Origin of the sequence: Enterobacter cloacae complex sp., from assembly GCF_900322725.1 — a bacterium.
GTDB lineage: Bacteria > Pseudomonadota > Gammaproteobacteria > Enterobacterales > Enterobacteriaceae > Enterobacter > Enterobacter quasihormaechei.
On sequence record NZ_LT991957.1, the window covers coordinates 3,286,788 to 3,309,699 of the forward strand.

Sequence of the window (22,912 nt, forward strand, 5' to 3'; positions counted from 1 at the left end):
GAGCGGGAATGCGAAACGGGATGCGGTATCTCTCTCTGGCGCTCCTGACGCTTTGCGCACATGCGCATGCAGAGACGGCGCTTGGGGAAATTAACATTCAGCTTTACGGCAATATTGTGGACTTTACCTGCGTGGCGGAGGGGGACGACAGCAATAAGACCGTCACGCTCGGCACCTGGCCAACGAAACAGCTTCGCACTACGGGAAGCCGGACGCAGCCCGTGCCGTTCACCCTCAAGCTGACCGGATGCCCTCCCGGGGCGGCTTCGGTCACGTTTACGGGGAAGGTTGACGGGCATGATAACAGCCTGCTGGCGCTGAATGATGCCAGCGCGGCCAGCAACGTGGCCGTGGAGATCCTCGACCGGGATAAAACGCGCCTCGCCTTGCAGCAGGCCAGCAAGACGGTATCGGTGGATGCGCAGGGAAATGCAGAGCTGTCGTTTTATGCCAATTATATCGCCACGGCGGATAATCCGCAGCCGGGCCGGGCTGACGCCGATGCAACGTTCATGATTAATTATAATTAATTATATCCACTCTCCCTGTAACGGTTATCCGTTGCAGGGAGAGTGTCAGGTTACAATAATTCGTGCGCTTTCGCGTAATCAATTAATTCAACGATACTCTGCACGCCCAGCTTCGAAAAGATATTAGACTTATGGGCGCTAATTGTTTTGTTGCTAAGTAATAATTGATCGGCAATCTCCTTATTAGATAATCCGTTCGCCAGATACCGCAAAACCGTCACCTCACGATTCGATAAAGGCATATCCACAGCGGCGCCTGTCCGGGAGCCCAGATGATTTATAAAACTCAACGTTTCTGACGGGAAAAAAGAATAGCCCATCAGTATCATTTCCACTGCGTTATAAATTTCTCCCAAATCTTTTCGCTTGCTGACAAAACCATTGGCCCCGGCGCGAATGGCGCGACCGGCATAGAAGGCTTCTGATTTTGAAGAGAGGAAAAGCACCTTAATGTCTTTGTTTAAGTTCCTGATTCTTTTCAATAATACGAACCCATCCGTGCCCGTCATTTCAATATCCAGAATGACCAGGTCGATAGGGTGGTTGCGTATACAGTCAAGCACTTCGTGGCTGTCGCCTGACTTCAGTTTTACCTGGATGTTTTTATTTTTCTGTAGCAGGACTTCTATCGACATTCTGACGATAGGGTGTTCGTCCATAATGATAACGGATGCCGGTTTCATTTTTTATGCCTCAGATTGTTAAAAGCGTTATGCTGAGTTTTGTAAAAACTCTCGAAAAGCCGGAAGGATAATTGCGCAGATCCTTCTACGGTAAATGTCCCGGGGAAGAGCGAAAGCATCCTTGTTTACGTAGTGTGATATCGATGCCTCAGCGCAGTTATCTCATAAGGCTGGTTATGGCAAAATGATTTTTCTTATTAGTGTGTCAAACACGTCTTATTATACCGTTTAAGTAATGTCCGAAAAGCCTGTAAATTAATATCCATATATTGCTGATTATTATCTTCTGGATCTGAATCGCTACCTTTTTAAATTTAGCAAAAATGTCCTGATATTGCATTTACCACACACTTTCATCTTTATGTAATAACAAAAAATAAACGATATTACTGTATGTTGCTAAAATGTTAACAATACGCAGTCTGTGACGGAGGTCATCCTGCCCGCTCGCCACCCCTGATATCCGCGCTTTCGCACGTCATCACCCCTTTATAAACGCCTCAGGCCAGGCTTAAGATCCCGGCGTAAGAACAGCACTATCTGCTGTTTTCTTCACCTCTCATCGCGTTTATTTACACGTAAATCGCTTGTTTTTACACCATTATCACTCTGTTAACGAAAACGTCAGGTCCTTAACCCCTGGATAAAAGTACTCTGATTGAGCATATAAACAGCATTTCGCGCGGTTGAGGGCGAAGAATTAGGAATAGTTATAAAATCGAAAGTTTTGTTAAAAAACACAAAAATTTAACATATATCCTAAGTATTTTCCTAAAGGTCTTTAGGAATTAAGGGGTTATTGAATACGTTAATACGTGAAATCTGAGAGGTTGTTGAGAAGATGTAGCAACTCGTGACGATGGTTCAGCCCAAGTTTCGCCAGGATGCAGCTGAGACGGTAAATAATGCGGCTATAGGGACGGTTCTGTATCTGCGCGATCTGACGCAGGGAGCGACCCTGCGACAGCGCCTGTAAGATTGGCCATTCTTCCCTGGAAAACCACTCTTTCCGGTGGCCGACGGGAGACGGCGGCTCCAGCAACGTTTGTTGCATAGCCAGCGCCGAAAGCTGCCGTTCAAGCACGTGAAAAGGGCCAGCCGCTTTGCAAAACAGGCGTGTATCGTAATCATCGGCGCGGATGAGCAGGTAGGGGGTGAGGAAGGGAGGGTACAGGCTGTGGCGTCGTAATCGGTCCAGCAGGTCAATCAGCGGCGAGGCGCGGCTCTCTACGTCTACCACCAGACGTGATGAAGGCCATTGATTCAAATCGCTGAGGGCTGCTTCCAGCGTGGAGTAGTCGCAGCAATTGCTCAGGGGCGAATGCCCGCTCAGAAAACCGGAACGGAAAAAGTTATCCTGTGTGACCAGAACGATAAAGGGAGCATCGGTTTTGCGGGTCTGGTTGATTGACTGGCTCAAATATTCGAGACGATCAAAAAATGGGAGAGCAAAAGGCGAGTGCGTAGAACCCAGTGAATCACTTCCTGTCCGACGACGCCGGTAACGGCGTACTGTCATTCGCATAGCTTCCCTCTTGGCGATGACCGTTCAGTCCTCCTGCCATCTCCAGGATGGCCAATAATATCCCTGACCGAAGCGCGCGCCAGCCTGAAGCGCACACTCACGATCCTTTTCTGTTTCAATGCCTTCTATAAGCACATTGGCAGCAATTTTTGAACAAAGCGCGACCAGCTGCGTCAGCGCTGGCGTTGCACGTAGTCGCCAGAAAGCCATCTTATCGATTTTGATTCCGCTTAACGGCAGACGGCAGGATAAAAATGCGCGCCCTGACGCTTCATCAATATCATCCAGCCAGATCCGATGCCCCTGCGCCGTCAACTGCTGAAGCGCACAACTTACCCTCAGACGTGTCGGGTCTGAGAGGGAAAAGAACGAGGCAGGCTCCACGAGTTCAATGTTCAGCGGCGGGCTGTTAAGTTGCAGTAAACGCTGGAACATATCCGGGATGGTCAGAACGGTTATCGGCACATTTATGAAAAGGTTGTCACAGGGAGAGGGTTTTTTTAACGCAGCGATCTGGGCTTCCAGCAGCATAAGCGCCCGGGCGGCGGACCAGTCGCGGAAAAAGTCTTCGCTTTGCTGATGCGGTGACAGCACGCTGAGCACTTCGGCCCCAATTGTGCGGGAAGAGGAGAGGGCGACAATGGGTTCAAGCTTGATGCCTGTAATGTCGCGTGAGATGTGCTGCATGCACGAGGGGAAACCTGTCTGGTCTGGCGCTGTCACTCCGTCGTCCTGTTCACTTCCAGCCTCCAGGTGGCCGGGATACCGCAGGACAGTGTGACGGCGAAGTAAACAGGAAAACAGCAGGCGTTACTTAAAAGCGGCTAAGCCTTTTCGCAGCCCGTAAAAGGAGCATAAATGTTGAAAAAACAGCCGTATTTACAATCAGCTAGTCATTATCGGCAGAGAAGGCGGAAAAGGCATTGACTCACTACGCATTGACCGTATAATTCCAGGCGTTTCACCACCGCGAAGTATACTCTTCTCCGTGCGCCCTTAGCTCAGTTGGATAGAGCAACGGCCTTCTAAGCCGTAGGTCGTAGGTTCGAATCCTACAGGGCGTGCCATTAAATATCATACACTTAAGCCTCCTTCACATTCTCCTGATTTCCGCTGTTGGACATATTTGGGACAACAACGCTAAAAAAAAGCGTTAATTCACATTTTTGACAGCATAATTGGCTGTTATAACAGTATTTTTCTTACGCTATGGCATTTTTGCCGTTCCTCTACCATGCTCATTACACCTCACCGTTTCGCGTGGGGCCTTTTCGTAGTTGCTCATTAATCTCAAGGAAAAAGGTTATGAAAAAAACGACTGCTATTTTGTTGGGCACCGCGTTTCTGTTTACCACCAACGCCTTTGCGGCTGAAATGATGACAAAAAACGAATTCGAAAAAGTTGAATCGCAGTACGAAAAAATCGGTACCGTGAGCACCGCTAACGAAGTCTCTGTCGATGATGCGAAAAAAGAGCTGGTCGAGAAAGCCGATAAAGAAGGCGCTGATGTGCTGGTGCTGACCTCCGGTAACACCAACAACAAAATTCACGGCACCGCCGATATCTACAAGAAAAAATAATGCCTGATCAGCCACCCCCGTACGCGGGGTGGCTGTGCGTCACGCTTTCTCCCGCCTGCATACCCTCCCGTCTTACTTTCACCGTTTACACAGAAAGAAACGCGCGTTTACGCTTGATAACGCATGGATAATACGTATAGTTCTCATTTGCATTTCTCTTAATAAATTCTAAGGCCCGACAACGGGTCATTTTTGCGCGCACGTTAAACGAGTTAACTATGAACAACACCACAATGCACAAAACGCTGCTGGCGATTGCCATTGGCGCGGTTACCCACTCCGCCTTTGCGGCGGATGAAAAAAAAGAAGACACCATCGTTGTCCAGTCCACCGCGGGGAGTGATTTTAAACCCGGCGGTGACCAGCTGGTGCCCGCCTTCCTTGACGGGCAGGTGGCCAACGGTGGACGTATGGGGATGCTCGGTCAGCAGAACGCCATGGACGTGCCGTTCAACATCATCAGCTACACCTCGAAGCTGGTGGAAGATCAGCAGGCAAAAACCATTGCTGACGTAGTCGCGAACGACGCGGGCGTGCAGTTTGTGCAGGGTTACGGCAACAGCGCGGAAACCTTCCGTATTCGCGGCCTGAAGTTTGACGGCGACGACATGACCTTCGGTGGCCTCTCCGGTGTGCTGCCGCGTCAGGTGGTGGATGCCCAGATGGTCGACCGCATTGAGATCTTCAAAGGGGCAAACGCCCTGATGAACGGCGCGGCAAGCTCGGGCGTGGGCGGGATGATTAACCTTGAGCCAAAGCATGCCGGGGAAACACCGCAGGCGAAAGTGGGCGTGGACTACACCTCGGATTCCCAGATTGGCACCACGCTGGATGCGGGGCGTCGCTTTGGTGATAGCGACCAGTTCGGCGCGCGCGTGAACCTCGTGCATCGTGAAGGCGAAACCGGCGTTCCGAACGACCGCCGCCGCACCACGCTGCTCTCCACCGGCCTGGACTACAAAGGCGACCGCTTCCGCACCTCGCTGGATCTCGGCTATCAGAAGAAAACCTTCCACGGCAGCCCGACCAGCGTCAACATCTCGGCGGTGGATTTCGTGCCTGAACCGCCGAAAAACGATCGCAACTTCTCGCAGAAGTGGGCCTACAGCGATATCGAAAACGAGTACGGGATGTGGCGCAGCGAGTATGACATCACCGACAGCTGGACGGCCTATACCGGCCTCGGCGCGCAGCACGCGCACGAAGAAGGGATCTACAGCGCGCCGAAGCTGGTGGACAAGAGCGGTAACGCAACGGTCAGCCGTCTCGACACCAACCGCATCAGCGATTCCGTCAGCGGGATGGCGGGCATTCGCGGTAACTTCACTACCGGCTTCGTATCGCACAAGGTCAACGTCGGCTATTCCGCGATGACCAAAAACGAAAAGATTGCGTGGAAGATGTCGGCGACGAAGGATAACCCGACCACCAACATCTACCACAACACCGGCGTGGCTATGCCGGACAGCACCAACTTCAGCGGCTCAGGCGGCAAATACAGCGATCCGCTGACCAGCGGGCGCACCCGTACCCAGGGCTGGCTGCTGAGCGACACCCTGGGCGTGCTGGACGATAAATTGCTGTTCACCGCCGGCGCGCGCCATCAGAAGGTGGTTATTCGCGGGTACAACAAAATCACCGGCGCGGAAAACGACGCGGACGGTTTCGACGGCAGCCGCTGGATGCCAACCTACGGCGTGGTTTACAAACCGTGGGAGGAAATCTCCCTTTACGCTAACCATACCGAAGCGTTACAGCCCGGTGAAACCGCACCTAACACCGCCACCAATTACGGCCAGAGCACCGGTATCGTTCACTCTAAGCAAAATGAAGTGGGCGTGAAGGCAGACTTTGGCCGCGTGGGCGGCTCCCTGGCGCTGTTTGAAATCAAAATGCCGTCTGCTATCCTCGACGACAGCGGACACTTTGGCCTGGACGCTGAACAGCGCAACCGTGGCGTGGAGCTGAACGTCTTCGGCGAGCCCATGCTGGGGATGCGTCTGAATGCCAGCGCCACCTGGCTTCAGGCCGAGCTGACCAAAACCAAAAATGGCGTGAATCAGGGGAACGATGCGATCGGTATTCCGAACTTCTACGCCGTGCTGGGCGCGGAGTACGATATCAGGCCGATTGAGGGGCTGACGGCCACCGCGCGCGTTAACCACTCCGGCACGCAGTATGCCGATCTCGCGAACAGCAAAAAGCTGGACAGCTACACCACGCTGGATCTGGGCATGCGCTATCGCTTCGCGGTAAACCACAATGAAAACCAGATGACGGTGCGCGCAGGCATCGACAACGTGACCAACGAAAACTACTGGTCAAGCGTGGACGATTCCGGTACCTACATCACTCAGGGCGAGCCGCGAACCTTTAAGGTCTCGGTGGGCTACGAGTTCTAAGCGTTCCACCTCGTTATCCGGGGCAGGGACGCCCCAATCCCTTCGTCATCGTGTTATAAAATTGTAACAAAAGCTTCTTACACTGGTCGCCAACTCTTTTACCTCTTGGCCAATGACAGGAAGCCGCTATGGGCAGACCCCTCAAATCTGTTTTCAAAAAAGAACATCAAGACGATATCAGTAACCGCAGCGCTAACCCGGTATTTTCCGAGGTTGCGGAGATGTTCCTCTCCCGCCGCCGTTTTCTCCAGATGGGGGCCGTTGCGGGGGCCGCCGTATCATTCCCGTTTCTGATCAAACCTGAGAACGCCATTGCCGCGGTCTCAAAACCGTCCGCGCTGGCAAAAGCGGTGTCGCTTGGGTTTACCAGCATCTCTGTTTCCACCGAAGATACGGTCAGGGTGCCGGAAGGCTATATTGCCCGCCCGTTCTATCGCTGGGGCGATCCGACGGGTCTCAAAGACAACATGCCGGCCTTTAAGCCGGACGCCAGCAACACCACGGACGAACAGGCCGCGCAGGCGGGCATGCATCACGACGGCATGGCGTGGTTTAGCCTGCCGCAGGGGGGGCAAAGCCCGGAGCATGGCCTGCTGGCGATGAACCATGAATATATCGACAACGGGATGCTGTTTACCGACGGTACGGCGAACTGGAGCCTCGACAAAGCCCGCAAGGGGCAGAACGCGATGGGCGTGTCGGTGGTGGAAGTGAAAAAAGCGGGCAGCGGCTGGGAGGTGGTTCGTCCGTCTTCGTTCGCGCGCCGTATTACCGTCAATACGCCGATGCAGCTTACCGGTCCGGCGCGGCATCAGGACTTAATGAAAACCGCCGCCGACCCGCAGGGGGAGCGCGTGCTGGGCACCATGCAAAACTGCGCTAACGGCCATACACCGTGGGGCACCTACCTCACCTGCGAGGAGAACTGGTCGGATATTTTTGTGAAAAAAGCCGATCTCAATCCGCTGGAAAAACGCTACGGCATCAGCGACAGCGATGAATCCTACCGCTGGAACGAAGTGGATGAGCGGTTCAGCGTCGATAAAACGCCTAACGAACCTAACCGTTTCGGCTGGGTCGTGGAGATCGATCCTTACGACCCATCCTCCACGCCACGCAAGCACACCGCGCTCGGACGCTTCAAGCATGAGGGGGCAGCCGTCACGCTCGCCGCCGATAATCGCGTAGTGGTCTATATGGGTGACGATCAGAAGTTCGAGTACATCTATAAGTTTGTCTCGGACAAAAAATACGATCCGGCGAACCGGGAAGCCAGTATGCAGCTGCTGACCTCCGGCACGCTGTACGTCGCCAGGTTCAACGAGGACGGCAGCGGCGACTGGCTGCCGCTGATCTTCGGGCAAAATGGCCTGGATAAGCGCAACGGGTTTGAAAGCCAGGGCGATCTGCTGATTAAAACCCGCCTGGCGGCCGACGCGGTGGGCGCGACGAAGATGGATCGCCCCGAGTGGATCGCCGTCGATCCGCACGCCAGCGGCAGCGTCTACTGTACGCTCACCAACAACAGCGATCGCGGGAAAGAGGGGAAAGCGCCGGTGGATGCCGCCAACCCGCGCGCCAACAACGTGTTTGGGCATATTATGCACTGGCATGAAGACGGGGCCGATCCTGCTGCCGCACGCTTTAAGTGGGATATTCTGGTTATGGCCGGGCGTACCGACGGCGACGATCCGAAGGCCAAAGGCTCCATGCAGGGCGCGGAATTCGGCAGCCCCGACGGCCTGTCGTTCGATCACCAGGGCGTGCTGTGGATCCAGACCGATGTCTCCTCCAGCACCATTAATAAGAAAGCCTACGAGGGGATGGGCAATAACCAGATGGTGGCGACCATTCCGGGCACCAACGAGTATCGCCGTTTCCTGACCGGGCCGCGCGGGTGTGAGATCACCGGCATTGCGTTTACGCCGGACAACCGCACGCTGTTTATCAACATTCAGCATCCGGGGGAGGGCGGGGATGATATTACCGACCCGGCCAATCCTCGCGCTGTCTCAAACTGGCCGGACGCCAGCCCGAACGGACGCCCGCGATCGTCCACGGTGGTGATCGTGAAAGCGGACGGCGGGATCATCGGCTCGTGACGTTTACGCGCCGGGCGCATGCGCTGGCCCGGCGTTAAGCTTGCTACCACCAGCATGAAGTGTTAAAACGTGCCCCTTCTAAAAAAGAGACAGGGGTAGGGCGTGAAAGACGCGTCATCCGCTTCAGGCCATGGTAGCGCTGAAGCTTCGTCGGATCAGAATCCGACGCTGCAACGTGGTTTGCAAAATCGACATATTCAGTTAATTGCCCTCGGCGGCGCAATCGGTACCGGGCTGTTTCTCGGCATCGGCCCCGCCATTCAGATGGCCGGTCCCGCGGTTCTGCTGGGTTACGGCATCGCCGGGATCATCGCCTTCCTGATCATGCGCCAGCTCGGCGAGATGGTCGTTGAAGAGCCGGTGTCCGGCTCCTTCGCGCACTTTGCCTATAAATACTGGGGCCCGTTCGCAGGCTTCCTCTCCGGCTGGAACTACTGGGTGATGTTCGTGCTGGTGGGCATGGCGGAGCTGACCGCCGCCGGCATCTACATGCAGTACTGGCTACCGGACGTGCCCACGTGGATCTGGGCGGCGGCTTTCTTCATCATTATTAACGCCGTTAACCTTGTGAACGTGCGCCTGTATGGTGAGACCGAGTTCTGGTTTGCGCTGATTAAGGTGCTGGCAATTATCGGCATGATCGGCTTTGGCCTGTGGCTGCTGTTCTCCGGCCACGGCGGCGAGCGAGCCACTATCGACAACCTGTGGCAGCACGGCGGCTTCCTGGCGACCGGCTGGAAAGGGCTTATCCTCTCGCTGGCGGTCATTATGTTCTCCTTCGGGGGTCTGGAGCTGATTGGCATTACCGCGGCTGAAGCGCGCGACCCGCACAAAAGCATTCCGAAAGCAGTCAACCAGGTGGTGTACCGTATTCTGCTGTTCTACATCGGCTCGCTGGTGGTGCTGCTGGCGCTCTACCCGTGGGTGGAAGTGAAGTCCGACAGCAGCCCGTTTGTGATGATTTTCCATGACCTGAACAGCAACGTGGTGGCTTCGGCGCTGAACTTCGTCATTCTGGTGGCCTCTTTGTCGGTGTACAACAGCGGGGTCTACTCCAACAGCCGTATGCTGTTTGGCCTCTCCGTACAGGGCAACGCACCGAAATTCCTTACCCGCGTCAGCCGTCGCGGCGTACCGGTCAATTCGCTGTTTCTTTCTGGCGCTATCACCTCGCTGGTGGTGCTGATCAACTACCTGCTGCCGAAAGAGGCCTTCGGCCTGCTGATGGCGCTGGTTGTGGCGACGCTGCTGCTGAACTGGATCATGATCTGCCTCGCGCACCTACGTTTCCGCGCGGCGATGCGCCGTAAGGGACGCGAGACGCAGTTCAAAGCGCTGCTCTACCCGGCGGGGAACTATATCTGTATTGCGTTCCTGGGGCTGATTCTGGTGCTGATGTGCACCATGAATGAGATGCGACTTTCAGCAATGCTGCTGCCGGTATGGGTGGTGTTCCTGTTTGTTGCCTTTAAGCTTTCACGCAAAAAGTAGCGCGGTTTTCTCCCTCTCCCTGTGGGAGAGGGCCGGGGTGAGGGCACCTGACCGCACCCGCCTTCACGCCCGGTGGCGCTTCGCTTACCGGGCCTACATGTCCGGGGACGTTATTTTTAGGCCGGGTAAGGCGCAGCCGTCACCCGGCAACCCCTTCACCTTTATCGTGACCCCCCTCCCAATTCTGTTTCGATCCGCAGGATCTTTAAATTGTAATCGATTACTTTTTATATGAACCGTTTTGTAATCGATTACTTTACCCGGGCGAGGCTTATCATGGTGTCAACTGACGGTAGTGAAAAGGCGATAACACAGCACCGGCTGCTGGTGCCGCGGCTGTCGCTGATGATGTTTCTGCAATTTTTTATCTGGGGTAGCTGGTCGGTCACGCTCGGCCTGGTGATGACCCAGTACAACATGTCTCTGCTGATTGGCGATGCGTTCTCCGCCGGGCCCATCGCCTCCATTCTCTCGCCGTTCGTGCTCGGCATGCTGGTGGACCGCTTCTTCGCCTCGCAGAAGGTGATGGCGGTGATGCACCTCGCGGGCGCGGCGATCCTTTTGTTCGTGCCGGGAGCGCTAATTGCCGGGAACGGCGCGCTGCTGATTGGCCTGCTGTTTGGCTACACCCTCTGCTACATGCCGACGCTGGCGCTGACTAACAACATCGCGTTTCACAGCCTGGCCAACGTGGATAAAACCTTCCCGGTGGTGCGCGTGTTCGGCACCATCGGCTGGATCGTGGCGGGCATTTTCATCGGCGTCACCGGCGTGGCGTCCAGCGTCACCATCTTTCAGGTGGCGGCGGCCAGCTCCGTGCTGCTGGCGCTTTACAGCCTGACGCTGCCGCACACGCCTGCGCCGGCGAAAGGCCTGCCGGTGAAGGTGCGGGATCTCTTCTGCGCGGATGCGTTCGCGCTGCTCAAAACCCGCCACTTTTTCGTCTTCTCCGTCTGCGCGATGCTGATCTCCGTTCCGCTCGGCACCTATTACGCCTACACCGCCTCGTATCTGGCGGATGCGGGAATTGCCGACGTCAGCACCGCCATGTCCTTCGGGCAGATGTCCGAGATCGTCTTCATGCTGGTCATTCCGCTGCTGTTCCGCCGCCTGGGGGTGAAGGTCATGCTGCTGATCGGCATGCTGGCGTGGTTCGTGCGCTACGCCATGTTCGCGCTGGGCGTCAGCGAGGAAGGACGCATTCTCCTGTATCTCGGCATTCTGCTGCACGGCGTCTGCTACGATTTCTTCTTTGTCGTCGGCTTTATCTACACCGACCGGGTGGCGGGCGAAAAGGTGAAAGGCCAGGCCCAGAGCATGATCGTGATGTTCACTTACGGCATCGGCATGCTGCTCGGCTCGCAGATTTCCGGCGCGCTCTATAACCGCCTGGTGGCAGGGCAGACCGTGCCGCAGGCGTGGGTAACATTCTGGTGGATCCCGGCGGTGGCGGCCGCGGCGATCGCGCTGATTTTCCTTCTCACGTTTAAGTATGACGATGATAAGGCGTAACGTTCAGGAGGTGGTATGAGGACGATGAAAGGACCCGGCATTTTTCTGTCGCAGTTTATTAGCGAGAAGGCGCCGTTCAACACCCTTGACGGGCTGGCCGGATGGGCGGCTGCGAAGGGCTACAAAGCAGTGCAGATCCCCTGCAACCATCCGCACATCTTTGACGTGGAGAAAGCCGCAGAGAGCCAGGCCTACTGCGACGACATCGCCGCTAAGCTGGCCGCGCACGGGCTGGCGATCAGCGAACTGTCTACCCATCTGGAAGGGCAGCTCGTGGCGGTGAACCCCGCCTACAGCGACGCGTTTGACCACTTCGCGCCCGCGTCCGTGCGCGGTAACGATGCTGCGCGTCGGGCGTGGGCCACGGAGAAGCTGAAGCAGGCGGCGGTCGCCTCGGCAAGATTAGGGCTGAAGGCGCACGCGACCTTCTCCGGCTCGCTGGCGTGGCCGTTTTTCTATCCGTGGCCGCCGCACAACGAGCAGCGTTTTCAGGAGGCGTTCCAGGCGCTGGCGGATCGCTGGCGACCAATTCTGGATGCCTTCGACGAACAGGGCGTGGACGTCTGTTTTGAGCTGCATCCGGGGGAAGATCTGCACGACGGCGTCACCTTCGAGCGTTTTCTGGCGCTGGTGGACAACCATCCGCGCTGCAACATTCTCTACGATCCAAGCCATATGCTGCTCCAGCAGATGGACTATCTGGCCTTTATCGACATCTTCCATGCGCGTATTAAAGCGTTCCACGTGAAGGATGCCGAGTTTCGTCCCAGCGGGCGCAGCGGCATGTACGGCGGCTACCAGCCGTGGATCAACCGCGCCGGACGCTTCCGCTCGCCCGGCGACGGGCAGATCGACTTCAAAGGCATTTTCAGCAAGCTGACCCAGTACGACTATGACGGCTGGGCGGTGCTGGAGTGGGAGTGCTGCATGAAGGATGGCGATACCGGGGCGAGTGAAGGCAGCGAATTTATCCGCCGCCACATCATTCCCGTTTCCGGACGGGCGTTTGACGATTTCGCCGCAGGGGGCAGCCATGATTAATGTCGGGATCGTCGGCAGCGGGTTTATTGGCCCGGCACATATCGAGGCGCTCAGGCGCCTCGGGTTTGTTCAGGTGGTCGCGCTGTGCGACGGCTCGCTCGTTAAGGCACAGGAAAAGGCGCGCCTGCTAAACGTACCGCACGCGTACGGCAGCGTTGAGGCGCTGCTCGCGCACCCTGATTTGCACGTGGTGCACAACTGCACGCCGAACCACCTGCACGCACAGATTAACCGCCAGATCCTGCGAGCGGGCAAGCACGTGTTTTCCGAAAAGCCACTGTGCATGACGCCTGAGGAGGCGCGCGAGCTGGTGGCGCTGGCGGAGCGGGCGGGCGTGGTGCACGGCGTGAGCTTCGTCTATCGCCAGTTTGCGATGGTGCGTCAGGCGGCGAGCATGATGCGCGCGGGCAGCCTCGGGCGGATTTTTGCCTCACACGGCAGCTACCTCCAGGACTGGATGCTGCTGGAAACCGACTACAACTGGCGGGTGGATGCCGCGCTCGGCGGCGCATCGCGGGCGGTGGCGGATATCGGCTCCCACTGGTGCGATACGGTGCAGTATGTGACCGGCAGGCGCATTACCGAGGTGATGGCTGATTTATCCATCGTCTGGCCGACGCGCAAGGCCAGCGCGGGCGGTCATCAGACCTTCTCCCATGACGAGCAGGCGGAGTATGAAGACAAACCGGTCACGACCGAAGACTTCGGCTCGGTGCTGTTCCGCTTTGACGATGGCAGCAAAGGCAGCTTTAGCGTCTCGCAGGTGAGCGCCGGGCGAAAAAACCGTCTGACCTTTGAAATTAACGGCAGCGAGCGGTCGGTGGCATGGGATCAGGAGATCCCGCAGCAGCTGTGGATCGGCCATCGCGACCGGGCCAACCAGACGCTCACCGACGATCCAGGCCTGATGAACCGTGACGTGGCCGACAGCGCCCACTTCCCCGGTGGGCACATTGAAGGCTGGCCGGATGCTTTTAAGAATATGATGGCGCAGTTTTACCGTGCCGTGCAGGCCGGTGTAATGCCTGAGGCGGCGCAGTTTGCCACCTTCCACGATGGCGCAAACGTGATGTATATCATTGATGCTATTGTGAAAAGTCATCAGCAGCAGCGCTGGGTGCGCGTGGAACGCTGACGCATTGCCCGGTTCGCCGGGCAACGAATTTATGATAGCCTGCACAAAACGCTAACCGCAGGATGTATCGTCGCTATGTCAATTCAGAAAATCGCTCAGCTGGCCGGGGTTTCCGTGGCAACGGTCTCCCGCGTGCTGAACAACAGCGATACCGTGAAGGCGAAAAACCGCGAGCGCGTTTTGCAGGCGATCCAGGAGAGTAACTATCAGCCCAATCTGCTGGCGCGTCAGCTGCGCACCGCCCGCAGCTATATGATCCTGGTGATGGTCTCGAACATCGCCAACCCGTTCTGCGCCGAAGTGGTGAAGGGCATCGAAGCCGAGGCGGAAAAGAACGGCTATCGCATTTTGCTGTGCAACTCCGGCTCGGACATTGAGCGCTCCCGCTCGGGCTTAAGCCTGCTGTCGGGCAAAATCGTCGACGGCATCATTACCATGGATGCATTTTCAAAACTGCCGGAACTGGCGGCGCTGATTGGTTCTGCGCCGTGGGTGCAGTGCGCCGAATACGCGGATGCGGGGGCGGTTTCCTGCGTGGGGATAAACGATGTTGATGCCTCCCAGCACGTTGTCAGCCAGCTGGCCGACGGAGGACGCAAACGCATCGCGCTGATCAACCACGACCTCAGCTACAAATATGCCCGTCTGCGCGAGCGCGGCTATAAGAGCGTGATCCACCTGCGGGGTCTGGACTATCAGGCGGTGGAGTACGCCAGTGAGCTCAGCTCCAGAGCGGGCATGGCGGCGATGCAAAACCTGTTAAAAGATAATCCGCCGGACGCGGTATTTGCCGTTTCCGATACGCTGGCGGCGGGCGCGTTGCGCGCCATTCAGCAGGCAGGTCTGCGGGTGCCGGAGGATATTGCCGTGGTCGGCTTTGACGGTACGGAGCTGGCGGACATGATTTCACTTACCACCATCGAACAGCCGTCGCGGGATATCGGGCGCAAGGCGGTCGATCTGCTCTTAAATAAGATCGACAACCCGGATGCGCCCACGGAAAGGGTGATGATGGGCTGGCGCTTTATTTCCCGCGCCAGCGCCTGATTATCTGGCAATAACCCCTGCCAGCGAGCGAATATCGTTTCCGGTCGGTGACTGATGAATACGCAGGCCAAACTCATCCACTACCGCGAAAATATGGTCGAAGATATCGGCCTGAATATCTTCGTATTCCGTCCAGATGACCGTATTGGTAAAGGCATATATTTCAATCGGCAGCCCGTTGGCATCCGGCGCCAGCTGGCGCACCATCAGCGTCATATCTTTACGAATACGCGGATGGTTACGCAGATATTCATTCAGGTAGGCGCGGAAGGTGCCGATATTGGTCATCTTGCGCAGGTTTAATACCGATTCTCCTTCCCCGTTTTGCTGATTCCACAGGTTAATTTCCTCATGGCGCGCGGCCAGATAGGGCTTCAGCAGTTTCGCCTGAATCAGCTTCTGCTGCTCCTGCTCGTCGAGAAAATGAATGCTGGTGGTGTCGATATTCAGGCTGCGCTTAATGCGGCGGCCGCCGGAGGCGGACATACCGCTCCAGTTGATGAACGCGTCGGAGACCAGCGCCCAGGTCGGGATGGTGGTAATGGTGTTGTCGAAGTTGCGCACCTTAACGGTGGTCAGGCCGATATCCGTCACCGTGCCGTTGGCGCCGTATTTCGGCATTTCCAGCCAGTCACCGAGCTTGAGCATGTCGTTGGCGGAGAGCTGAATGCCGGCCACTAAGCCCAGGATCGGATCTTTGAATACCAACATCAGAACGGCAGCCATCGCACCCAGGCCGCTTATCAGAATGGCGGGAGACTGGCCGATCAGCAGGGAGATAATTAAGATCCCCACCAGAATGGCGCTCACCAGCTTGATGCCCTGGAATATGCCCTTCAGCGGCAGCTGCGACGCGGTGGCCATTTTCTGCGACAGATTGAATATGACGTCCAGCAGCGAGAAGAAAGAGAGCAGGGCATATACCATCACCCACAGCTTTGCGCAGGTGGTGAGCATTTCCGCTGCTTCGCTGCCTTTTTGCAGCCACAGTACCGCCTGAACGTTGACGATTATCCCCTGAAGGGTAAACGCCAGACGGTGAAATAACTTGTTCTGAGTGATGATCTGCAACCATAAATGGCTGCTGGCCTGCGCGCGTTTCTCGAAGGCGCGCAGCACCACTTTGTGCAGAATAAAATGAACAATGATGGCGGTAAGAAAAATAATACCAAAAATAATCACTAAAGAGGTGGTGTGATTAATTTCAATCCCTAACTCTTCAACCTGAGCAATTAATTCCTGCATAACGTCTCCTGTATTGATGCAGCCCCATAATGGCGGCTGCGGATCTATTATGCAAATTCAGGCTGTTTTATTTTGTCGTCGGGCAGGCCTTGACGACCGGTAAACTCAGGCGATGGCGCATGCGCAGCGTGGCCAGCGCCAGCACCACCATCATGGCCGTTTCCACCATCAGAAAGACGTTGACCGCCTGGGTGTAATCGCCGTGATGAGTGTGCAGCCCGTGCAGCAAAATTGCGCCAAAAATGGCCGGGCCAAGCCCCAGCGCAGCTTGTTGCAGGGTGCTTAAAATCGCACTCGCGGCCCCTGCGTCGTCAGGCTGGATATCGCGCATCCCGATGCGGTAGAAGCTGTTCACAATCAGCGCCTGCCCGTAACCCACCAGCCCGGTAGCCGGGGCCAGCGTCAGCGCGGTATTGTGCATTCCCCAGTGGCGGAACGTGGCGATCAGCGCCACCAGGCCGACAAGCTGAATCGCAAGCCCGGTCAGCAGGATGGCGCTGGTGCTGTAGCGGGCAATCAGGCGTGGGGCGAACCAGGCAGAGATAAAATAGGTCACGCCGAGCGCGATAAAGCTGTTTCCGGACTGCCACGGCGCCATCCCCAGACCGCTTTGCATGGTCAGCGCCATGCAGAACATAAACCCGGACCAGACGCTGAAAAAGAGCATCCCAATCAGCACGCCAAAGCGAATGCTGCGCAGCTGCAACAGGCGCGGCGCAATCAGCGGGTGGGCATCCTCACGCTCTTTTTTGTGCGCGTTCAGCACCATTAACCCGGCCAGCGGCACAATCGCCATCAGCGCGGCCTTCAGCGGCCAGGACCAGTGCCACTGCGGGCCGAGCGCCATCGGGAACAGCAGACAGCACAGTATCGCCGTCAGCAGGACGGTTCCGGTCCAGTCAATGCGCGACGGCGTATCGCGGCGGGTTTCCGGCACGTAGCGACGGCTTAACGCCAGCACCACCAGACAAATCGGCACGTTGATAAAGAAGGCGTTGCGCCAGCCCAGCCCGGCGATGTCCGCCGACACCAGCCAGCCGCCACCCATCTGGCCGACGATAAACGCAATCCCGCCGATCCCCCCGAACAGGCTGATCGCTTTGGCGTGTGCCGTCCCCTTTAACGTGACATGCAGCGTCGCAAGAATTTGCGGCATGATAAGCGCGGCGCCCGCACCCTGAATAATGCGCGCGGCAAGCAGCTGTTCAATATTGCCCGCCATGCCGCACAGCAGCGAGGCCAGGCCAAAACTCGCCACGCCCCACATAAACAGACGACGGCGGCCAAGGTTATCGCCCAGCTTGCTGCCGGGGGCCAGACAGACGGCGAAGGCCACGCCGTAGAGGGCGACAATCAGCTCCAGTTCGGTAGCAGTGGCGTGTAACGACTGGGTGATGGAATCCAGCGCCACGTTGGTGATTGAGGTATCAATCAGCGGCAGCATCTGGCCGGTTAACAGCAGTATCAGGCCCGCACGACCCGGTGAAACAACTGACGTATTCATGGTGACTCCATTGCGTCAAACAGCGTAGAGTCGTAGCATCAACCATCTGATAAACGGGTACCAGTTCTTGCTTATACTGGTACTGGCACTACCATGCAGGAGATTTTATGGCGCTGATGTCTGAACCTGTCACCTCTCTCCAGGATGACACCCGCAAGCAGCTGGGCGCCTTTTTACGTGCCCGGCGTGAAAGCCTTGACCCGCAGCGCCTCGGCTTACCGCGCAGCGGCCGCCGCCGCACGCCGGGCCTGCGCCGCGAGGAGGTGGCGATGCTCGCGGACGTCGGCGTCACCTGGTACACCTGGCTGGAACAGGGCAGGGACGTCAACCCGTCCAGCGCGGTGATGGCCGCCATCGCAAAAGCGCTGCAATGCACCCCGACCGAAGCCCGACATCTTTTTGTGCTCGCCGGTTTGCCGCCGGGTGAAGCCCCGCAGGCGGTCTGCTGCGAGGGGATCAGCGAAGGCACGCGTCGCCTGCTGGATACGCTGATGCCAAAACCCGCCAGCATTCAGAAACCGAATTTCGATATCGTGGCCTGGAACGACAGCTTCGGGCATCTGATGGGCGTCGATTTCAACGCCATACCGCCGGAAGATCGCAACTGTATTTATCTCTTCCTCACCCATCCAGCGTGGCGCGCGCGGCTCGGCAAACGTGACGACGTGCTGCCGATTTTCGTCTCCTATTTCCGCGCGGCAATGGCCGAACACCGGGGCGACCCGCTCTGGGAAGCGAAGCTGGCGCGTTTTTTTGCGGTTTCCGAGGAGTTCAAAACCCTGTGGCACCAGCGCAACGACGTGCGCGGCGTGGAGAATCAGCTCAAGCTATTTACCCATCCTGAACTGGGGGATTTCCATCTCCAGCAGATGTACTGGTACTCCGCGCCGCGAAACGGATCGCGGCTGCTGGTGTATCTCCCGGTAGACGAGGCGGGAGAGCGGGCGATGGCGTGGCTTGCCGGGCAGGGGAAATAAGTTTTTTGCGAGGCGCTTTCAGGGAATCAATGCGTGACTTAGCCTTTAATGCAAATTGCCTTATATGCTAATATCAGGGGCCCTCTTTCTGCCTTCGGGAGTACAGGCGAAGCTGATCCGCCAGCTTGATAAATTACTCGCTAACCCGACGGCGATGGGGATATTTATCAAGAAGACGCAAAAAACGCTCTCTGCTGAACTTCGTCTGGCACTGAAGCGACAACAGGAGATGTTGAATGAGCAAGAAGATTATTGACTGGGATGAACTCAGGGCTGAACTGTTAAGCGATTCAGAGGTTCAGGCTTCCTTTGATGCAGAAGAGCGCAAGGAGCGTTTGCAGGAGATGCTGGCGCAATGGCGCAGTCATGCTGGCCTGACGCGCGCCCAGGTGGCGGAGCGGATGGGCGTCAGCGCACCAACGGTATCAAGAATGGAAGCGAATATTACCCGGGCGAGTCTCGATACATTAACGCGTTATGCGATGGTGTGTGGGGTGAAGCATCCGCAGATTACGCTCTATTAATAACTTGCACGCCGGAATCCGGCGTGCAAGAAGCGATCAGCACTCGGTCACAATCGTGCTCAGCGGCAGACGAGACTTCGGCAGCGTGGCGTTGAAATCTTCCACGCTGTGATGCCCGACCGGGACCACCACCAGGCTGGTGAAGCCTTTCTCTTTCAGGCCAAACTCTTCATCAAGAATAGCCGCGTCAAAGCCTTCAATCGGCACCGCGTCCAGGCCCATTGCGGCCACGCCCAGCAGGAAGTTACCGACGTTCAGGTAAACCTGCTTCGCCATCCACTGGTCGTCATCTTTCAGATCCACGCGGTGCATGTCGGCAAAGTAGCAGCGGCCCTTGTGGTTCGCGGCTTTGGCTTCCGGCGTGTTGAAACGGCCATCGGCTTCTTCCTGATCGACAACGCGCTCAAGCCAGGCATCGTCCATCGCGGTTTTCGCGCAGAACACCACTACGTGAGAGGCATCCAGCATTTTGCGTTCGTTGAACACGTAAGTGCCCGCCGCGGATTTTGCCACGCGCGCTTTACCCTCTTCAGTGCTGGCAACAATAAAGTGCCACGGCTGGGAGTTGGTGCTGGACGGGCTGTATTGCAGCAGCGTTTTGATTTTTTCCGCTTCTTCTGCGGTCAGTTTTTTAGCGGGGTCGAACGCCTTGGTTGAGTGGCGTTTCAGGGCGACAGAAATAATATCCATAACAACTCCTGGTGATGAAATTCGCCCGTAGGCGGGCGTGGAAGGAAAGCAGATTACCGCGCGAAGCGGGAAAAGATAAGTGCGATTCGAGCGCTTATACTGTTCGCCTCAGGCGAACAATCAGGTCGGGCGTATCCGCTTCTGGTCTTTATTCGGCAGTTTGTCGACGACCAGGTTCCACGAGTCCGTAATCAGGTCGGTGACCAGCTCAGGCGTAACGTCGTCGGTGCCGTACACGGAAATCCAGTGCTTCTTGTTGAGATGGTAGCCGGGCTCCACGCCACGGTAGATCTGCTGATTGAGCAGCGATGTTTCCGGATCGGACTTCAGGCTGACGTGGAGCCGACCGCGTACGGTCGCCATCAGCATGAAAATTTTCCCGCCCACCTTAAACACGTCATACTCCGGCCCAAACGGCCAGCAATGTTCGGTGAAGGGCATCTCCAGTGCGACGCGTTTTGCGTGCGCCTGCAACGTTTTACCGTCCATCGTTATCCTCCTCAGCAAGCCCGCGCCACATGGCCTCAAAGCCCAGCGCTTTAAAATCGACGGCACGGGACGGATCGCGGGTAGCAAACTCCATGGTGGTTTCCGCCAGCGATAAGAACATGGCATCACCGAAGGTCTTAAACTCGTCGGACATAAATACCTGGCGAATCGAACGGCGGCACAGCTCATGCAGCTCAGGGAACATGTCTTTCACCGCCTGCTCCGTTTCCGCGTTCAGCTTTTCACTGACGCCGATCTGGCGGATAGCCGCATGCGCCACGGGGTTACGAATGCCCCAGTCCACATAGCTGTTCCAGATATTGCGGGTGTGCTCTTTCGGCAGGGTGATGGTGCGATCGAGGTTCGCCAGCATGGTCTGGCAAAGATCCTGCTTCAGATGCAGGTAGAGGGCATTCAGCAGATCGTCTTTGGTAGCAAAGTAGCGAAACAGCGTCCCTTCAGCGACGCCCGCATTACGGGCAATTAACGCCGTTGAGGCGGCAATACCTGACTGCGCAAATGCAGCGGTTGCTGCTTCCAGTAAGGCCTGTTTTTTATCTTCACTCTTCGGACGTGCCACTAAATTTTTCCTCCCGTCAATTGTAAAAGCCCTGATTGAAACACGTGCTTTGTTACGCTGCAACGCGGAATGTCAAAGATCGAAAACCTTCTTGACGGCGTAAGCATCCTATCTATAATGAGTGCTTACTCACTCATAATCAAGTGTCACCCGCGCAAACCATCGGAAGGGGCGCGTTGGCGGGTCAGGAAATGAAAAAGCCTCTATTCATCTGCGTGGTGTTAGTCATGATTATTGCTTCAGCGGCGAGTTTACCGTTTGTACTGAATGCCGGATTTGGTCAGCCACCGCAGGGTGCGCAGCTCTCTGAAGTGGAAGCTTCCCCGCACTATCGCGACGGGCAATTCCACAACACGCTCCCTACGCCGGGCTTTACCGGGCAACAAAATATGCTGGTGGCGTGGTGGCAGTTTCTTACCCGTAAAACCGAAAATGCTCGTCCTGCTCAGCCGCTGCCGCTGGTGAAAACTGAACTGGCCAGCCTGTCGCCTGAACAGGACACGCTGGTGTGGCTCGGCCACTCCTCCTGGTATATGCAGCTTGCGGGAAAACGCATCCTGATCGATCCGGTTCTGGGGAATTACGCCGCGCCGTTCTCCTTCCTCAATAAAGCGTTTACGGGGGAGTACCCGTGGAACGCACAGAGCATGCCGGAGATCGACCTGCTGATTATCTCTCACGATCACTATGACCATCTGGATTACGCCACCATCAGGGCGCTGCTGCCGAAGGTGAAGCGCGTGGTCACGCCGCTCGGCGTGGGCTCACACCTGCGCTACTGGGGCATGAACCCGGACATTATTGACGAGCGGGACTGGAATCAGTCTGTGCACATCAGCGATGCGCTGACGGTTCACGTCCTGCCCGCACGCCACTTTTCCGGGCGCGGCATTAAGCGTAACCAGACCCTGTGGGGCAGCTTTATGTTTGTCACCCCGGAGCGGAAGGTTTACTACAGCGGAGACTCCGGTTACGGCCCGCACTTCAAAGCGATTGGCGAGCAGTTTGGCGGCGTTGACTTAGCCATCATGGAAAACGGCCAGTACGACCAGGACTGGAAGTACATCCATATGCATCCGGCAGAAACGGCGCAGGCCTCGGCAGATCTCAATGCTAAAGCGATCGTACCGGGCCATAACGGGCGTTTTGTGCTGGCGAAACATACCTGGAACGATCCGCTGATCCAGCTGGCGAAAGCCAGTAAGGATAAAAACTACCGGCTGCTGACGCCGGAGCTGGGCGAGCCTGTCCGGGTGAGTGATTCCACGCAAAAATTTCGCGAGTGGTGGGAATAATGTTTAAGCGAGAATCAGAGGGGGAGAGCAGTATGACGATTTCCGCTCAGGTCATTGATACGATTGTCGAATGGATCGATGACAACCTGCACCAGCCGTTACGTATTGAAGAGATTGCCCGCCACGCGGGCTACTCAAAGTGGCATTTACAGCGGCTGTTTATGCAATACAAAGGCGAAAGTCTGGGGCGCTATATCCGTGAACGCAAGCTGCTGATGGCGGCGCGCGATTTGCGTGAATCAAACGAACGCGTGTACGACATCTGCCTGCGCTACGGCTTTGACTCGCAGCAGACGTTTACGCGCATCTTCACCCGCACCTTCAACCAGCCGCCCGGCGCGTACCGCAAAGAAAATCACAGCCAGACACATTAAATTTGACGGCATGTAGGCCGGGTAAGGCGTAGCCGCCACCCGGCTTTTTTATTGCCTCGCTGCCGTTGTAGCCCATACCGACACCTGCGATCGTCCTGACATCACCGGTAAAACGCTGTAGGTGATATTGCAAATTATTACCATTTGCATTAGCGTTAATGCCAAATTTCGTTGGGAAACAAGCG

General features: G+C 56.5%; 22 protein-coding genes and 1 tRNA gene. 15 read left to right on the forward strand and 8 right to left on the reverse strand.

Annotation, left to right across the window (positions count from 1 at the left end; all coding sequences use genetic code 11):
- Positions 1-8: 8 nt before the first annotated feature.
- Entirely contained in the window at positions 9-530 is a 522-nt protein-coding gene (gene sfmF / locus DBR02_RS16225) for a fimbria assembly protein (protein ID WP_063868955.1), read from the forward strand.
- A gap of 50 nt (positions 531-580) precedes the next feature.
- Here the strand turns inward: sfmF and fimZ are convergent, their stop codons facing one another.
- The 3 genes from fimZ to DBR02_RS16240 form a co-directional block, all read right to left on the reverse strand.
- A complete protein-coding gene (gene fimZ, locus DBR02_RS16230; protein WP_063451623.1) occupies positions 581-1,213 on the reverse strand; it encodes a fimbria biosynthesis transcriptional regulator FimZ in 633 nt (210 codons plus the stop codon).
- Positions 1,214-2,021: 808 nt separating this feature from the next.
- Entirely contained in the window at positions 2,022-2,738 is a 717-nt protein-coding gene (locus DBR02_RS16235; RefSeq protein ID WP_107534840.1) for a helix-turn-helix transcriptional regulator, read from the reverse strand.
- Positions 2,739-2,762: 24 nt separating this feature from the next.
- Positions 2,763-3,425: an EAL domain-containing protein gene (locus DBR02_RS16240; protein WP_107534841.1), complete on the reverse strand. Its 663-nt coding sequence runs from the start codon at positions 3,423-3,425 to the stop codon at positions 2,763-2,765.
- A gap of 303 nt (positions 3,426-3,728) precedes the next feature.
- Between DBR02_RS16240 and DBR02_RS16245 the strand changes: the two genes are divergently transcribed.
- The 9 genes from DBR02_RS16245 (at position 3,729) to DBR02_RS16285 (ending at position 15,049) form a co-directional block, all read left to right on the forward strand.
- Positions 3,729-3,805, forward strand: a tRNA-Arg gene (locus DBR02_RS16245).
- 238 nt (positions 3,806-4,043) lie between these two features.
- Positions 4,044-4,319 (forward strand): DUF1471 family periplasmic protein YahO, encoded by a 276-nt coding sequence (gene yahO, locus DBR02_RS16250; protein WP_022647318.1) that lies wholly within the window; start codon positions 4,044-4,046, stop codon positions 4,317-4,319.
- 218 nt (positions 4,320-4,537) lie between these two features.
- On the forward strand, positions 4,538-6,721 hold the full coding sequence (locus tag DBR02_RS16255; protein ID WP_107534842.1) for a TonB-dependent receptor: 2,184 nt from the start codon (positions 4,538-4,540) through the stop codon (positions 6,719-6,721).
- A 128-nt stretch (positions 6,722-6,849) separates the two neighbouring features.
- The gene (locus DBR02_RS16260) at positions 6,850-8,823 is read left to right on the forward strand and encodes a PhoX family protein (RefSeq protein ID WP_107534843.1); all 1,974 of its coding nucleotides are present in this window, start codon (positions 6,850-6,852) and stop codon (positions 8,821-8,823) included.
- Positions 8,824-8,925: 102 nt separating this feature from the next.
- On the forward strand, positions 8,926-10,314 hold the full coding sequence (pheP, locus tag DBR02_RS16265) for a phenylalanine transporter (RefSeq protein WP_107534844.1): 1,389 nt from the start codon (positions 8,926-8,928) through the stop codon (positions 10,312-10,314).
- A gap of 276 nt (positions 10,315-10,590) precedes the next feature.
- Entirely contained in the window at positions 10,591-11,826 is a 1,236-nt protein-coding gene (locus tag DBR02_RS16270; RefSeq protein ID WP_107535655.1) for an MFS transporter, read from the forward strand.
- Between the two features lie 15 nt (positions 11,827-11,841).
- Positions 11,842-12,867 carry a sugar phosphate isomerase/epimerase family protein gene (locus DBR02_RS16275; protein WP_107534845.1) on the forward strand — a complete coding sequence of 342 codons (1,026 nt, stop codon included), beginning with the start codon at positions 11,842-11,844 and terminating at the stop codon, positions 12,865-12,867.
- A complete protein-coding gene (locus DBR02_RS16280; RefSeq protein ID WP_107534846.1) occupies positions 12,860-14,002 on the forward strand; it encodes a Gfo/Idh/MocA family protein in 1,143 nt (380 codons plus the stop codon). The genes DBR02_RS16275 and DBR02_RS16280 overlap by 8 nt, the downstream gene beginning before the upstream one ends.
- Before the next feature lie 75 nt (positions 14,003-14,077).
- The gene (locus tag DBR02_RS16285) at positions 14,078-15,049 is read left to right on the forward strand and encodes a LacI family DNA-binding transcriptional regulator (RefSeq protein ID WP_107534847.1); all 972 of its coding nucleotides are present in this window, start codon (positions 14,078-14,080) and stop codon (positions 15,047-15,049) included.
- Here the strand turns inward: DBR02_RS16285 and DBR02_RS16290 are convergent, their stop codons facing one another.
- Positions 15,050-16,294 (reverse strand): mechanosensitive ion channel family protein, encoded by a 1,245-nt coding sequence (locus DBR02_RS16290; RefSeq protein ID WP_107534848.1) that lies wholly within the window; start codon positions 16,292-16,294, stop codon positions 15,050-15,052. It lies immediately after the preceding gene.
- A gap of 67 nt (positions 16,295-16,361) precedes the next feature.
- Positions 16,362-17,798, reverse strand: coding sequence for an MFS transporter (locus DBR02_RS16295; RefSeq protein WP_107534849.1), 1,437 nt, complete (start codon positions 17,796-17,798; stop codon positions 16,362-16,364).
- 107 nt (positions 17,799-17,905) lie between these two features.
- On the opposite strand from DBR02_RS16295, the gene DBR02_RS16300 reads away from it, so the two are divergent.
- The 3 genes from DBR02_RS16300 to DBR02_RS16310 all read left to right on the forward strand — a co-directional run bounded on the left by DBR02_RS16300 (position 17,906) and on the right by DBR02_RS16310 (position 19,299).
- Positions 17,906-18,775 (forward strand): helix-turn-helix transcriptional regulator, encoded by an 870-nt coding sequence (locus DBR02_RS16300; protein ID WP_107534850.1) that lies wholly within the window; start codon positions 17,906-17,908, stop codon positions 18,773-18,775.
- A 64-nt stretch (positions 18,776-18,839) separates the two neighbouring features.
- Positions 18,840-19,031 carry a hypothetical protein gene (locus DBR02_RS16305; protein ID WP_107534851.1) on the forward strand — a complete coding sequence of 64 codons (192 nt, stop codon included), beginning with the start codon at positions 18,840-18,842 and terminating at the stop codon, positions 19,029-19,031.
- Positions 19,012-19,299 (forward strand): helix-turn-helix domain-containing protein, encoded by a 288-nt coding sequence (locus tag DBR02_RS16310; RefSeq protein ID WP_107534852.1) that lies wholly within the window; start codon positions 19,012-19,014, stop codon positions 19,297-19,299. Before DBR02_RS16305 ends, DBR02_RS16310 begins: the two co-directional genes overlap by 20 nt.
- A 36-nt stretch (positions 19,300-19,335) precedes the next feature.
- On the opposite strand, the gene nfsB is transcribed toward DBR02_RS16310, so the two are convergent.
- From nfsB to DBR02_RS16325, 3 genes are all read right to left on the reverse strand, one after another.
- Entirely contained in the window at positions 19,336-19,989 is a 654-nt protein-coding gene (gene nfsB, locus DBR02_RS16315; protein WP_023324270.1) for an oxygen-insensitive NAD(P)H nitroreductase, read from the reverse strand.
- Positions 19,990-20,109: 120 nt separating this feature from the next.
- Entirely contained in the window at positions 20,110-20,478 is a 369-nt protein-coding gene (locus DBR02_RS16320) for an MmcQ/YjbR family DNA-binding protein (RefSeq protein ID WP_107534853.1), read from the reverse strand.
- On the reverse strand, positions 20,468-21,058 hold the full coding sequence (locus DBR02_RS16325; protein ID WP_063451553.1) for a TetR/AcrR family transcriptional regulator: 591 nt from the start codon (positions 21,056-21,058) through the stop codon (positions 20,468-20,470). The genes DBR02_RS16320 and DBR02_RS16325 overlap by 11 nt, the downstream gene beginning before the upstream one ends.
- A 191-nt stretch (positions 21,059-21,249) precedes the next feature.
- Between DBR02_RS16325 and DBR02_RS16330 the strand changes: the two genes are divergently transcribed.
- Complete coding sequence (locus tag DBR02_RS16330) at positions 21,250-22,353, forward strand: RomA family MBL fold metallo-hydrolase (RefSeq protein WP_107534854.1); 1,104 nt, start codon at positions 21,250-21,252, stop codon at positions 22,351-22,353.
- Between the two features lie 32 nt (positions 22,354-22,385).
- Positions 22,386-22,727 carry a RamA family antibiotic efflux transcriptional regulator gene (locus DBR02_RS16335; protein ID WP_063451551.1) on the forward strand — a complete coding sequence of 114 codons (342 nt, stop codon included), beginning with the start codon at positions 22,386-22,388 and terminating at the stop codon, positions 22,725-22,727.
- Positions 22,728-22,912 lie beyond the last annotated feature (185 nt).

Coding starts and splice junctions, on each gene's coding strand:
- sfmF (WP_063868955.1), top strand. CDS start 9: ATGCGAAACGGGATGCGGTATCTCTCTCTGGCGCTCCTGACGCTTTGC.
- fimZ (WP_063451623.1), bottom strand. CDS start 1,213: ATGAAACCGGCATCCGTTATCATTATGGACGAACACCCTATCGTCAGA.
- DBR02_RS16235 (WP_107534840.1), bottom strand. CDS start 2,738: ATGCGAATGACAGTACGCCGTTACCGGCGTCGTCGGACAGGAAGTGAT.
- DBR02_RS16240 (WP_107534841.1), bottom strand. CDS start 3,425: ATGCAGCACATCTCACGCGACATTACAGGCATCAAGCTTGAACCCATT.
- yahO (WP_022647318.1), top strand. CDS start 4,044: ATGAAAAAAACGACTGCTATTTTGTTGGGCACCGCGTTTCTGTTTACC.
- DBR02_RS16255 (WP_107534842.1), top strand. CDS start 4,538: ATGAACAACACCACAATGCACAAAACGCTGCTGGCGATTGCCATTGGC.
- DBR02_RS16260 (WP_107534843.1), top strand. CDS start 6,850: ATGGGCAGACCCCTCAAATCTGTTTTCAAAAAAGAACATCAAGACGAT.
- DBR02_RS16270 (WP_107535655.1), top strand. CDS start 10,591: ATGGTGTCAACTGACGGTAGTGAAAAGGCGATAACACAGCACCGGCTG.
- DBR02_RS16275 (WP_107534845.1), top strand. CDS start 11,842: ATGAGGACGATGAAAGGACCCGGCATTTTTCTGTCGCAGTTTATTAGC.
- DBR02_RS16280 (WP_107534846.1), top strand. CDS start 12,860: ATGATTAATGTCGGGATCGTCGGCAGCGGGTTTATTGGCCCGGCACAT.
- DBR02_RS16285 (WP_107534847.1), top strand. CDS start 14,078: ATGTCAATTCAGAAAATCGCTCAGCTGGCCGGGGTTTCCGTGGCAACG.
- DBR02_RS16290 (WP_107534848.1), bottom strand. CDS start 16,294: ATGCAGGAATTAATTGCTCAGGTTGAAGAGTTAGGGATTGAAATTAAT.
- DBR02_RS16295 (WP_107534849.1), bottom strand. CDS start 17,798: ATGAATACGTCAGTTGTTTCACCGGGTCGTGCGGGCCTGATACTGCTG.
- DBR02_RS16300 (WP_107534850.1), top strand. CDS start 17,906: ATGGCGCTGATGTCTGAACCTGTCACCTCTCTCCAGGATGACACCCGC.
- DBR02_RS16305 (WP_107534851.1), top strand. CDS start 18,840: ATGCTAATATCAGGGGCCCTCTTTCTGCCTTCGGGAGTACAGGCGAAG.
- DBR02_RS16310 (WP_107534852.1), top strand. CDS start 19,012: ATGAGCAAGAAGATTATTGACTGGGATGAACTCAGGGCTGAACTGTTA.
- nfsB (WP_023324270.1), bottom strand. CDS start 19,989: ATGGATATTATTTCTGTCGCCCTGAAACGCCACTCAACCAAGGCGTTC.
- DBR02_RS16320 (WP_107534853.1), bottom strand. CDS start 20,478: ATGGACGGTAAAACGTTGCAGGCGCACGCAAAACGCGTCGCACTGGAG.
- DBR02_RS16330 (WP_107534854.1), top strand. CDS start 21,250: ATGAAAAAGCCTCTATTCATCTGCGTGGTGTTAGTCATGATTATTGCT.
- DBR02_RS16335 (WP_063451551.1), top strand. CDS start 22,386: ATGACGATTTCCGCTCAGGTCATTGATACGATTGTCGAATGGATCGAT.